The organism is Levilactobacillus sp. LN180102 (genome assembly GCF_050106635.1).
Taxonomy (GTDB): domain Bacteria; phylum Bacillota; class Bacilli; order Lactobacillales; family Lactobacillaceae; genus Levilactobacillus; species Levilactobacillus brevis.
In genome coordinates this window covers 72312-85188 of record NZ_JBNIIX010000008.1, presented here as the reverse complement: position 1 = coordinate 85188, position 12877 = coordinate 72312, and the positions used below count along the sequence as shown (strand labels likewise).

Here is a 12877-nt window from a genome sequence, read left to right as displayed (position 1 = left end):
GTGACCAACCACCTCTTCAGCGACCCCGGTTTAGTGTGAGCGGGGACAGGTGCTGGTGACGAACATCCCTTCGGAGCCGTTAGCTGAATTTAAGTAAGTTTACACCGGAAGCATCCGTTATCAATGCAGTGAATCGCGGGCAGGATTGTCCTTTAGCGAGCCTAGCGCTAAATTCCGATCTCTTAGGTCGTCCGCCGTTCATAGATAAGGCTACTTTTTGAGTAGCAAAAAATAAGGTGGTACCGTGCGAACAGCACCCTTACGGAGAAGTTATTTCCGTGGGGGTGCTTTTTATTTTCCGCGTAATCCTCTAATCAATTGGCACTAGGAGGGTGTTTCACATGAAACATTTTGTTTGGACCTTACCAGTTGGCCTGCTACTACTCGCTTCATTGAGCGGTTGCGGTCATGCTGCGGGTCATACGACCAATAAGAATCGGCCTTTAAACGTCACCTTGGCCAGCGAACCAGCCACGGCTGATCCGAATAAATCTACTGATACCAATAGTGGTAGCCTGATTTTTCAAACCATGGAGGGCCTCTACACCTATAATCGCAACGGTAAAATTACCGCGGGGGTTGCCACCAAAATGGTTACGCCGACGAATAATGGCAAAACCTATACGTTTACGCTGAAGAAGCAGGCGAAATGGGCGAATGGTCAACGGGTGACCGCCCAAGACTTCGTCACGTCGCTACAACGAATGGCGAATCCTAAGACTAAGGCCCAATATGCCAGTGTGTTATCGGCCTTTAAGAACTTTACGGCTGTTCAAACCGGTAAGGCCGCTCCGAGCAAGTTAGGCATTAAGGCCTTGAGTTCAACGAAGCTCCAGTTTCAATTAACCAAGGCGGTACCCTACTTTAATGATCTTATCGCCAGTGAGTATTACCCGCTAAACACAGCTGCGGTGAAGAAATATGGCGCTCAATATGGCACTAGTGCCGCTAAAACTGTCAGCAACGGCGCCTATAAACTAGTTGGTTGGACCGGAAGTAATGCCAGTTGGTCTTACGTTAAAAATCGCCACTATTGGAACGCTGACAGCGTTAAGATCAACCGCGTTAAGGTAGCTGTCACTAAAGATGAAAGTACTGCTGCTAACCTCTTTAACGCCGATAAGGTCCAAGAGACCACCGTTACGGGTAATTATGTACGGGCTAACCGTAACAGCAAGAACCTCCACACCCATTTAACTGGCCGGCTCCAATACCTCTACGTCAACAGCAAAAAAACGGCAACCAACTCCACCAATTTACGTCAGGCCATTTCTAACGCCATCAACCGCTCACAGTTAACTAAATCCGTCTTACAGGATGGCTCAAAGGCTGCCCTGAGTGCGGTACCAACTGGCGATCAAAAAAATCCACAAACAGGGCAGGACATGGCGGCTCAAGTCGGTAATCTACTACCCCAAGATAAGCAACAGGCCAAAACCTACTGGCAGAAATACTTGAAAGAAACGGGCCAGACTAAGGCAACCTTGAATCTGCTGACCGATGATACCGATGACGATAAGAAAGTCGGCACATATCTCCAATCTGAATTGGAGAAAACCTTACCCGGCCTGACCATTACCACCACCGCAATCCCTCATGCCCAACACGTGGCCCGCGATTTTGCTGGTAATTTTGAATTAAATCTCACCGGTTGGTCAACCAGTTGGCTGGATGCGGCAGACTTTCTCAGCCTTGCCGCCAAGGGGAATTCGGTTAATTTCACCAATTGGTCTGATACGACCTTTAACCAGTTACTCACGAAAGCTAATAGTCAAACCGGACTGGCTCGCTATAACGGTTTAATGGCCGCCGACAAGCGACTGATGGCGGTTAAGGGATATATACCCCTGTACCAACCGTCTGAGGCCAAGTTAATCAGTAACCAAGTTGGTGGCTTGACCTACACCCTGCTACACGAAGCCAAGTATCAATATGCTTACTGGAAATAACTGTCACATCTCACTTAGGAGGACTTATTTATGACCCAAACTACATTTTTTAATTTTACCTTATTCGATGGTGCCACTGACCACAACCAGCCCGCTGCTTGGTTTACCGTTGACGACAATACTGGCCGGTTAACGGCCCGGGGACACGGAACACCGGAGACTACCGACCACCAAGTTGATTTGCGCGAACACTATGTCATGCCAGGCTTCTTCAACGTTCATACCCACATCACACTTGATCCGCAATCCTTTAGCGGCGATTCCGGACAGTCAGAAGCCGAAGCTGGCGTCTTTGCCTTTGAAAATCTCCAAACACTACTAAAATCCGGGGTCACCTACGTTCGCGAACTCGGCACCAACTACGATGTTGATGTGAAGCTCAAGCGATTACAACACCGCGGCCTTCTCCCCCACACCCCCCATCTGTTAGCTTCAGGCCGCGCTTTTTCCATGACTGGCGGCCACGGCGATTCACCGCACGGGGGGCATGCCGTTGACTCACCCGATGAAATGCGCAAGGCGGTCAGAACGGCCTTCAAACACGGCGTTGAAACGATCAAGGTTATGGCAACTGGGGGCGTCATGACGCCCAATGATTTCATGGAAGACCCCCAACTATCCGTAGCGGAAATGCGCGTAGCCGTCGAAGAAGCCCACCATAAGCGGCGATTGGTAGCGGCCCACGCGGAAGGAAACCCGGGCATTCAAAATGCACTTGATGCCGGCGTAGATTCCATTGAACATGGCTTCTATGTAACTGAAACCGAAGCCAAACAGATGGTGGCCCAAGGCACTTACCTCACACCCACCCTGATTGCCGAATGGACTATTCCAGAATTTGGTAAGGGACAACTGCCAGACTGGGAAGTCAAAAAAGCCGCCGATGCACTCGACGATACGTACGTTAATTTACGGCGCGCCTACCAACTAGGCGTTAAATTCACCTGTGGCACCGATGCGGGTACGCCGTTCAACGGTTTTGACTTAACTCCAGCTGAGTTTGGTTTACTGACCAAACTGGGCATGACTCCCGCACAAGCCTATCAGTGCTCTAGCTTGAATTCTGCCGCGTTGTTAGGTGTCGCTGACGACTACGGCACCCTGGAAGTAGGCAAATTCGCGGACTTTCAGGTCTTGGCCGCTGATCCATTAGCAGACACAGCCAACGTCCAACAGGTGGACAAGCACGTCTACTTGAGTGGAAAACGTGAATTCTAATTGCAACGACTAATCCCCGTACCGTCATCAACTGACGCTACGGGGATTTTAATTGTTTCACGTGAAACAGTTATTACCGTTTCAATCTCAGCAAACACGGAACATAAAAAGACGACCAACCCAAAAGGTCAGTCGTCATTTAGACTACTCTTCGCTAACGAATGGCATTAAGCCCATGATCCGTGAACGTTTGATAGCAATAGTTAACTTACGTTGGTTCTTGGCACTCGTACCAGTTACCCGGCGAGGTAAGATCTTACCCCGTTCAGAGATGAACCGACGTAATAAGTCAGTGTCTTTGTAATCAATGTATTCGATGTGGTTGGCTGCAATAAAGTCAACCTTACGACGGCGACGGCCGCCACGACGTTGTCCTGCCATGAGAAATTCCCTCCTCGTATTTTAGATATTAGAACGGTAAATCATCATCGGAAATGTCAATGGAATCGCCAGAATTGGCAAACGGATCAGCTGCATTGTTGTTCGCATTACTGTTCTGATTGTTACTTCCAGAATTCGGGGCCATACCTTGAGAAGGCGCAGCCGGAGCTGGATTCCCACTCGTGTATGGATTGGCATTTTGATTCTGATTTTGAGGAGCATTATTATTCATGGAGCCGCCATTGTAGTTTCCACCACCGTTGTTCTCGTTACGAGAACGGGGTTCCAAGAACGAAAAGTTCTCGACAACCACTTCGGTGACGTAAACCCGTTGGCCCTGTTGATTTTCGTAATTCCGGGTCTGGATGCGCCCTTCAATACCGACAAGGGAACCCTTGTGGAAGAAGTTGGCAAAGTTTTCCGCGGACTTGCGCCAAATGACGCAACTTACGAAATCAGCTTCTCGTTCACCTTGTTGGTTGGTGAACCGCCGATCAACGGCCAGCGTGAAGGTGGCTACAGCAGCACCGCCTTGGGTGTAGCGTAAGTCAACATCCCGTGTTAGTCGGCCAGTAAGTACTACTCGGTTGATCATTGCTGAATAACTCCTCTCAGTTTAAGTTTAAAATTAGTCTTCGCGCTTAACGATCATGTGACGTAAAATGCTGTCATTGATCTTAGCTAAACGGTCGAATTCGTTCAAACCTTTGTCATCAGTTGCGTTTAACGTGATAACGTGGTAGATACCTTCGTTAAAGCCACCAATTTCATAAGCGAACCGACGCTTTGACCAGTCTTTCGAGTTGATCAATTCTGCACCGTTGTCCGTCAAAATCTTGTCGAAGCGTTCAACCAAAGCGGTCTTAGCAGCATCATCAAGATCTGGACGAATGATGTAGGTGATTTCGTATTTAGTAGTTTCCATGAATGTTACACCTCCTTATGGACTTCAGGCCCCCACTGCAATGTGGGAGCAAGGAGAGACACTAGCGTAAGCCAGATACTCACAAGCTAGTAGTATAGCATAGATTTAAAAGTTAAGCAAATCGGGGCCGACCGACGGCGGGGCTGACGTTACATAGGTAGTTCCGGATTACGTCCCCCGTGAGCATTTTTAACTTAAAAAAAGTAAAAGCCGCTCACTGCTGTGCGAACTAGCCTTGTCTGGCCGCCTTCCAGACACGTAACTTCCAGGTTCAGACTAAATTAATGACCGTACAACCACGGATAATTATCACCTCGGCAACAGCCAATGTGGCTTCAAACTAGCACCATCCAACGTTTCTGCAGTAATGGTCATAGTTGGACCAACCAACGTGACCACACCACACCCCAGTAGCCCGACGAGAAGCGGCAAGTGGGCTCAGTACCGTCGTTATCCTTGGCGCGCGTTTTTAGCGCGCTTAGGATAAGACCGACCTTTAAGACAAGTGATCTACTTGACTTAAAGTCGTGTCCGGTACGTTCCAGCCCATTTGTCGCGACCAGAGGGCGGGCAATCACAGCCAAAAGTAATTGACACAGGCACCCTAACCAATATGGCCACGTCATACTACGTTCCAGCTCATTTGCCACGACCAGCAGGTGGGCAATCACAGCCAAAAGTAACCGACTTAGTCACACTAAACCAAAAGAATGAAAACCAAAAAAGGACTCTGCCAGCTTTTGGCAAAGTCCCACGTTTCACTATTAATTAAGCTTCAGTTGGGTCGTCTGATTCAGGGACGACTGGCCCATCAGTTGTGGCAGGTGTTTCGCCATCAACTACTGGTGCTTCGTCAGCCGTTTCGTCTTCCTTAGCGACCTTCGCCATGGTGGCCACAGCGGTATCATCGGCTAAACGAATCAGGTGAACCCCTAAGGTTGCCCGACCCGTTTCAGACACGTCAGATGCGCTAAAGCGAATCATGACTCCTTTATTGGTGACTAACATAATATCTTCGTCACCATCTAAAGTCGTCAAACCAGCTAATGGCCCGTTCTTAGTCGAGACATTCACCGTCTTGATCCCTTTACCGCCACGGCCCTTAATTGGGTACTCCGCAGCAGCCGTTTGTTTCCCATAGCCCTTTTCGGAGATGACAAACACTTTGCTGTCAGGCTTCAAGACACTCGCGCCAATCACGTAATCGTGTTCACGCAAACGAATCCCGCGAACCCCGGTAGCCGAACGGCCCATCGAGCGGACGTCGGTAGCCGCAAAGCTCACTGCGTAACCTAAATGCGTCCCGATAATCATATTAGCATCGGCATTAATAATGTCGACATCAATCAGTTCATCGTCTTCTTTCAGGTTGATAGCCTTGAGACCATTACTCCGGATATTAGCAAATTCATCCACTGGTGTCCGTTTAACCGTCCCTTGCACCGTCGTAAAGAACAGATCCCGGTTATCATTTTCGCCGGGGTTAGCGACGTTAATGACGGCCTGAACGTGTTCATTATTGTTGATGCCCAGTAGGTTAATCACTGGAATTCCCTTGGCCGTCCGACCGTATTCAGGGATTTCATACCCCTTCATCCGGTAGACCTTCCCGGTGTTCGTGAAGAACAGAAGCATGTCATGCGTGGACGTCGCCACCAGGTGTTCGATGAAATCATCATCGTGAACGCCCATGCCTTGAACCCCTTTACCACCACGGTTTTGGGCCTTGAATTCAGACGTTGGTAACCGCTTGATGTAGCCATTGTGCGTCAATGACACCACAACGTCTTCTTCAGCGATTAAGTCTTCATCTTCCAAGCTGAGAACTTCGCCGACCATCAATTCAGTTCGCCGATCGTCCCCAAACTTGTTTTGAATTTCCAATAATTCTTCGTAAATGATGGCTTGTTGCCGTTCTTTAGACGCCAAGATTTCCTTGTAGTCCTTGATGTTAGCCATCACGTCCGCGTATTCTTTTTCAACCTTTTCCCGTTCCAAACCGGTCAGACGAACCAATCGCATATCCAAAATGGCTTGTGATTGTTTGTCAGACAGGCTGAAACGCGTAATCAGTTCTTGCTTGGCAACGTCAGCGGTTTGCGATTGCCGAATAATCGTAATGATTTCGTCAATGTGGTCCAGCGCGATTCGCAACCCTTCCAGGATGTGAGCCCGGGCTTCGGCCTTACGCAAATCAAACTCAGTCCGCCGGCGGATAACTTCCAACTGGAATTCCAAGTAGTATTGCAAGATGGCTTTGAGCCCCAGAACCTTGGGAGCACCGTTGACGATGGCTAACATATTGATCCCAAAGGAGGTCTGCATCAACGTCATCTTATACAAATTGTTCAAGATGACTTCGGCACTGGCATCCCGCCGAACATCAATCACAATCCGCATCCCAGTCCGGTCAGTTTCATCGTTGACATCAGTAATGCCTTCGATTCGCTTATCTCGCGCCAGTTCGGCGATTCGTTCAATCAATTTGGCTTTGTTGACCATGTACGGAATTTCCGTTGCCACGATCCGTTGTTTGCCATTCTTTTCTTCTTCAATGTCCACCTTGGCCCGCAAGGTAATGGTGCCCTTACCGGTCTCGTAAGCCCGCCGAATAGCCGCTTTACCCATAACAATCCCACCAGTGGGAAAGTCTGGCCCTGGCAAGGCTTCCATCAAATCAGCCAAGCTGGCATCTGGATTCTTCATCAAAATGTGCAAGGCACTGATGACTTCCGTTAAGTTATGCGGCGGAATGTTCGTTGCCATCCCGACCGCAATCCCTGAAGCCCCGTTAACCAACAGGTTGGGGAACCGTGACGGTAAGACCACGGGTTCACGTTCACTACCATCATAGTTATCTTGAAAATCAATCGTGTCCTTGTTGATATCGCGTAACATTTCCATCGCGATCTTGCTCAGCCGCGCTTCGGTATACCGCATAGCGGCGGCACCATCTCCATCGACGGACCCAAAGTTCCCATGGCCGTCGACTAACATGTAGCGATACGAGAAGTCTTGCGCCATCCGCACCATGGATTCATAGACGGCTGAATCACCATGAGGGTGATACTTCCCGAGGACGTCCCCAACCATCCGGGCAGATTTCCGGAATGGCTTATCAGGGGTGATCCCCAATTCATGCATATCATATAAAATCCGGCGGTGGACTGGCTTTAACCCATCCCGCACATCCGGCAAGGCCCGTTGCACAATGACACTCATCGCGTAATCTAAGAAAGATGTCCGCATAGTTTGTGACAGGTCAACGTCAGTGACTCGGCCTAAATAATCTTGATCAGCCAACTAGTTACCCTCCGTTCTTAACTAAACATCCAGTTCGGCAAACGTGGCGTTATTTTCGATAAACTCACGCCGTGGGGCCACCTTATCGCCCATCAACATCGTAAAGACTTGATCGGCATTGATGGCATCTTGCGCATCAACCCGCAAGAGCCGCCGGTTTTCTGGGTTCATGGTCGTTTCCCACAATTGTTCCGCGTCCATTTCCCCTAACCCTTTATACCGTTGGATTTGTGGTTTTGGTGATGGTGGCAATTGCCCCAACAGATCCTTTAATTCTTCATCAGAATCCAAGTACCGTTGCATCTTACCCTGGCGAACTCGATAAAGCGGTGGGCAGGCAATATAGACAAAGCCAGCATCCAATAATGGCCGCATGTAGCGGTAAACCAGCGTCAACAACAGCGTCCGAATGTGCGCACCATCGACATCGGCATCGGTCATCAAAATAAGCTTGTGGTAATTTACCTTAGACACATCAAAGTCATTACCAAAACCCGTTCCCATAGCCGTAAAGAGTGACCGAATTTCTTCGTTTGCTAAGATCCGGTCCATCGACGCCTTTTCCACGTTTAAAATCTTCCCCCGAATTGGCAGAATGGCCTGCGTCAGCCGCGAACGACCTTGCTTGGCAGACCCACCAGCAGAATCCCCTTCGACGATAAAGAGTTCAGAGATTTCGGGATCTTTAGACGTGTTATCAGCTAACTTACCAGGTAAATTGCTGATTTCCAGGCCGCTCTTCTTCCGCGTCACTTCACGGGCCCGTTTAGCAGCAACACGTGCTTTAGACGCCAGCGTCCCTTTGTCCACAATCTTCCGGGCGACATCTGGATGTTCCATCATGAACCGCATAAAGTGGTCAGCAAAGGTGTGATCGACAGCCGTGCGGGCATCAGAGTTCCCTAATTTGGTCTTCGTTTGACCTTCAAATTGCGGATCCGGATGCTTCACGGAAACCACAGCTGTCAACCCTTCACGGACATCATCCCCGGTCAAGTTGGCTTCATTATCTTTCATCAACTTGTTTTGCCGGGCATAATCATTCACAACCCGCGTCAACGCCCGTTTGAACCCTTCTTCATGGGTCCCACCTTCATAGGTGTGGATGTTGTTGGTGAAAGTTAAGAGGTTATTGTGGTAGTCGTCCGTGTATTGCAACGCGACTTCCACCGTAATACCGTTTTCTTGCCCTTCCACGTAAATTGGCGGTTCAAATAACGTTTCTTTGTTTTCGTTCAAATAGTCTACGTAATGCCGGATACCGCCTTCGTAAAGGAAATCTTCTTCCGTTGGCTTTTCCGGACGTTCATCACGAATAGTAATCCGCAAGCCTTTGTTTAAGAAGGCCAGTTCCCGAATCCGCGTCGTCAATGTCTTAATATCAAAGACGGTCGTTTCTCGGAAAATATCTGGGTCCGGTAAAAAGTGAACTGCCGTCCCGTGTTGGTCTTGTGGCAGGCCCTCTTTAATCACGTGCATTGGCGTCTTAACGTGGCCGTGGTCAAAGGCAATCGCATAGGTCTTGCCATCACGTGTCACTTGCGCCTCAAGATCAGTAGACAAGGCGTTAACTACGGAAGCACCCACCCCATGAAGACCACCAGAAACCTTATATCCGCCACCGCCGAATTTACCACCGGCATGCAGAATCGTGAAAACAGTTTCTAACGCTGGTTTTCCCGTCTTCTTTTGGATACCAATCGGAATTCCCCGACCGTTATCGGTAACGGTAATGCTGTTGTCTTGGTTGACTGTCACGTGGATTTCATCAGCAAAGCCTGCTAAGGCCTCATCAATCCCGTTATCGACAATTTCCCAAACTAAATGGTGTAACCCTTGGGAACTCGTCGAGCCAATGTACATCCCGGGCCGTTTCCGGACCGCTTCCAAACCTTCCAAGACTTGAATTTGACTGGCGTCATACTCACGAGCTTGTTGCGCTTTGGTTTCTTTTTCGTCTGCCACTGCCTAATCCTCCTTTGATGCTGCGGGGTCATCGCTGTCCACCGCGTCGGCCACCACAGTTCCTTCGGCCACATGAAAAATGGTTGGGTCCTTAATCAGTTGGCGGGTAATCCCACTCAAACTGGTGGTGGTAATAAACGTCTGTACCTTGTCTTGAATGGCGGTCAATAAATGTGTCTGGCGCGCATCATCCAATTCTGAAAGCACATCATCAAGTAATAAGACCGGGTATTCGCCGGTCTCTTCTTTCATCAAATCAATTTCAGCCAATTTCACGCTCAACGCGGTCGTTCGTTGTTGACCTTGCGACCCGAACGTCTGCACATTTTTACCATTGACCTGAAAATGCAAATCGTCACGGTGGGGACCCACCAGTGTCGTGCCCTGGTAAAGTTCCTTGTCTTGCTGCTTGGCATACAGTGCCGACAAGGCCGCCGTGATGGTGGGCACATCGGTTAGCTGATCATCCGCGACTTGAGTGGCGTAATGAAACGTCAATTCTTCTCGTTGCTGCGAAATCTCCCCGTGAATCGCCTGCGCCCAATGTTCCAACTTTTGCAGCATTGCCAACCGTTGGGCAATAATTTCGGCACCGAATGCCGCTAACTGATCTGACAACACCGACAAAAACAAGAGATCCTTATTCTGCTTGTGTTGGAGATCTTTTAAGTAGCGGTTACGTTGCTTAAGTAGCGTCCGGTACTGGCTCAGGTTGTATAGGTAACGCGGATTCATTTGGCCGAACTCCATATCCATAAAACGCCGCCGAACTGTCGGCGCGCCTTTCACAATGGCTAAATCTTCAGGCGCAAATAAAATCACGTTGAGCTGACCGACATATTGTGACAACCGGGCCTGCTCCAAATGATTGACGCGCGCGCGTTTACCTTGCCGAGAAAAAGTCAGCTCCAAGGGTACGGCCCCGGCAGCCTTAACAACCCGACCACTAACCTTAGCCGTCTTCGCTTGCCAATTAACCAAATCATGGTCATTGGCTGTCCGATGGCTACGGGTCAACGCGAGTACATAGATGGCCTCTAATAGATTGGTTTTTCCCTGAGCATTTTCGCCTAACAAGACATTAATGCCCTGTCCAAACGTTAACTTAGCCGTCGGATAGTTCCGAAATTGCTGCAGCTGCAACTCTTGCAAATACATTATTCACCCTGCTTTGAGCGTATAAAAAATAATCCTGCCTCTGGTACTGCCACTGTATCACCAGGATACAGCTTGCGGCCCCGCCGATTATCCGGCTCGTCATTGATATTTACGGTGTTTTCTTGCAAATACCATTTGGCTTGACCGCCAGTACTGATAACGGATTCTTCCTTGAGTAACTGGCCTAAAGTGATGTAGGGCGTCTCAATGAGAACTTCTTTTTTCACAATTTCACCCCTTAATTTTCGTCTCTTATATTATACCGCTTTTTCATGAAAAGGTACAGATGGACTACCTTATTTTTAGCGTCTCAGCCAATCTAAGGGGCTTTTGATATTTTTGGTAAAAAGTCGGTAAATCTGCTGAGAATTAAAAATAGCGCCATTATGGCGGAAATCACTCATTTTTGGCGTTTTTTTCTGGCGCTAACCACCCCAATCGCTGATAGCTTGGTTTTTGCGCACGCAACTAATTGATGGGTCGCCGAAATTTCCTGATTTTCTCAGTCGGAATCTAGCGGCTGCTAACCAAGACTACACCACAAAAAACGCCGCAGCACCAGCGACCATTTAGGCGCTGATTACCGCGGCGTTTTTTGCCTCACAAAGTTTGTGAATTCTGCTTGTGAAATTGCTTGTGAAATTTTCTAGAACGTCCGCACTGGTGTAATTAACTGAATGAAATTACTGGTATCTTCCGTTGGCACCAATGTAAATGGCCGCAAAGCTGAGGTAAAGGCAACGCGAATCGTGGCTTGACCAAAGGAATGTAGGGCGTCCTTCATATAATCAGGGTTGAAGGAAATTTCCAACGGCTCCCCGCCAATTTCTTTGGGCGCTAACTCTTCTTCAACATTCCCGACATCCGGTGAGTTACTGAAGATTGTGACTTGGTGATCAGTTGGCGTTAACGTGAGCTTGACCACGTTGTTCCGCGATTCATGGGATAACAGAGAGGCCCGTTCCACTGCTGCTAATAACTCAGGGGCTTCGAATTCAACCGTCGTAGATGAGTCTTTAGGAATCAGCCGCGAGGTGTCTGGATAGTTCCCCTCTAGGAGTCGTGAGTAAAACGAGGTGTCACCCAACAAGAAGAGCACTTGATTTTCGGAGAACTGCATCTTCACATCCGCATCGTCATCCCCAATCATCCGGGATAGTTCGGTCAGACTCTTCCCGGGGATAATGACATCAAATGACGCCTCACTAGGTGTTGGCAATTCAATTTGTCGTTGGCTTAATCGGTGACTATCTGTGGCGACGGCTAAAAATTGGTTGTCATTTAAGACAAAGTGAATCCCCGTCAAGATTGGTCGACTTTCCTGATTAGAAACCGCAATGACGGTTTGACTAATGAGTTCCTTGAAAACGGCGCCAGATAAAACAACTGAATCAGCCGCATCAATTTCCGGTAAATGGGGATAATTATTGGCGTCTTGTCCGTTGATGTTAAAGGCAGCAGCGCCAGACGTAATTTCGGTTTGGAACCCGTCTTTGACTTCAACTGTCATTTCCTTTTCGGGAAGTCGCTTAACGATTTCGCTAAAGAAACGGGCTGTTAGGACGATCGAGCCCGGTTCATCAATGGTTAAGCCGACATCCGGATTGTCCGCACGAATTAACGTTTCAATTGAAATGTCCGCATTGGAACCCGTTAATAAGAGCCCCGCGTCACTGGCCACAATTTTTAAACCAGTCAAAATGGGAATAGTAGTTTTAGATGAGATTGCCCGGGAGACGTTGTTGAGTTCCTTAATGAAGGCTGCCCGGTTGATGGTAAATTTCATAACAGACTCTCCTTTTCTAGGTGCGTTGATTAACTTAATTAAAAGAAAAAACAGTAGCCGTAGTAGAGCGGTGAATTATGTGGATAACTTTGAGAAACTAGCAAACAGCCGCGGTTTTCCACCTGTGGATAACTTGTGGAAAACTTTGATGGTTGCCGTTATTTATCCACACCTGTTGACTGACCTACTCGT

The 12877-nt window shown here is 48.6% G+C and carries 10 protein-coding genes; 2 read left to right on the top strand and 8 right to left on the bottom strand.

Going from position 1 to position 12877, the window contains the following annotated elements:
- The first annotated feature begins 341 nt into the window (after positions 1–341).
- Positions 342–1949, top strand: a complete 1608-nt coding sequence (locus ACP4IT_RS06505) for a peptide ABC transporter substrate-binding protein (RefSeq protein WP_011666826.1) — start codon at positions 342–344, stop codon at positions 1947–1949.
- A gap of 30 nt (positions 1950–1979) precedes the next feature.
- Positions 1980–3167 (top strand): metal-dependent hydrolase family protein, encoded by a 1188-nt coding sequence (locus ACP4IT_RS06500; RefSeq protein ID WP_011666825.1) that lies wholly within the window; start codon positions 1980–1982, stop codon positions 3165–3167.
- 144 nt (positions 3168–3311) lie between these two features.
- On the opposite strand, the gene rpsR is transcribed toward ACP4IT_RS06500, so the two are convergent.
- The 8 genes from rpsR to dnaN form a co-directional block, all read right to left on the bottom strand.
- Complete coding sequence (gene rpsR, locus ACP4IT_RS06495; protein ID WP_011666824.1) at positions 3312–3548, bottom strand: 30S ribosomal protein S18; 237 nt, start codon at positions 3546–3548, stop codon at positions 3312–3314.
- Between the two features lie 28 nt (positions 3549–3576).
- Positions 3577–4143, bottom strand: coding sequence for a single-stranded DNA-binding protein (ssb, locus tag ACP4IT_RS06490; protein ID WP_011666823.1), 567 nt, complete (start codon positions 4141–4143; stop codon positions 3577–3579).
- Between the two features lie 33 nt (positions 4144–4176).
- Positions 4177–4473, bottom strand: a complete 297-nt coding sequence (rpsF, locus tag ACP4IT_RS06485; RefSeq protein WP_011666822.1) for a 30S ribosomal protein S6 — start codon at positions 4471–4473, stop codon at positions 4177–4179.
- A 768-nt stretch (positions 4474–5241) separates the two neighbouring features.
- Positions 5242–7776, bottom strand: a complete 2535-nt coding sequence (gene gyrA / locus ACP4IT_RS06480; protein WP_011666821.1) for a DNA gyrase subunit A — start codon at positions 7774–7776, stop codon at positions 5242–5244.
- Positions 7777–7797: 21 nt separating this feature from the next.
- Positions 7798–9741 carry a DNA topoisomerase (ATP-hydrolyzing) subunit B gene (gene gyrB, locus ACP4IT_RS06475; RefSeq protein WP_011666820.1) on the bottom strand — a complete coding sequence of 648 codons (1944 nt, stop codon included), beginning with the start codon at positions 9739–9741 and terminating at the stop codon, positions 7798–7800.
- Positions 9742–9744: 3 nt separating this feature from the next.
- On the bottom strand, positions 9745–10899 hold the full coding sequence (gene recF / locus ACP4IT_RS06470) for a DNA replication/repair protein RecF (RefSeq protein ID WP_011666819.1): 1155 nt from the start codon (positions 10897–10899) through the stop codon (positions 9745–9747).
- Positions 10899–11126: a S4 domain-containing protein YaaA gene (yaaA, locus tag ACP4IT_RS06465; RefSeq protein ID WP_011666818.1), complete on the bottom strand. Its 228-nt coding sequence runs from the start codon at positions 11124–11126 to the stop codon at positions 10899–10901. The genes recF and yaaA overlap by 1 nt, the downstream gene beginning before the upstream one ends.
- A gap of 419 nt (positions 11127–11545) precedes the next feature.
- Positions 11546–12685, bottom strand: coding sequence for a DNA polymerase III subunit beta (dnaN, locus tag ACP4IT_RS06460; RefSeq protein WP_015472977.1), 1140 nt, complete (start codon positions 12683–12685; stop codon positions 11546–11548).
- Positions 12686–12877: the final 192 nt, after the last annotated feature.

Excerpts from the sequence above, each read along its gene's own strand:
- ACP4IT_RS06505 (WP_011666826.1), top strand. The coding sequence starts at position 342 with ATGAAACATTTTGTTTGGACCTTACCAGTTGGCCTGCTACTACTCGCT.
- ACP4IT_RS06500 (WP_011666825.1), top strand. The coding sequence starts at position 1,980 with ATGACCCAAACTACATTTTTTAATTTTACCTTATTCGATGGTGCCACT.
- rpsR (WP_011666824.1), bottom strand. The coding sequence starts at position 3,548 with ATGGCAGGACAACGTCGTGGCGGCCGTCGCCGTCGTAAGGTTGACTTT.
- ssb (WP_011666823.1), bottom strand. The coding sequence starts at position 4,143 with ATGATCAACCGAGTAGTACTTACTGGCCGACTAACACGGGATGTTGAC.
- rpsF (WP_011666822.1), bottom strand. The coding sequence starts at position 4,473 with ATGGAAACTACTAAATACGAAATCACCTACATCATTCGTCCAGATCTT.
- recF (WP_011666819.1), bottom strand. The coding sequence starts at position 10,899 with ATGTATTTGCAAGAGTTGCAGCTGCAGCAATTTCGGAACTATCCGACG.
- dnaN (WP_015472977.1), bottom strand. The coding sequence starts at position 12,685 with ATGAAATTTACCATCAACCGGGCAGCCTTCATTAAGGAACTCAACAAC.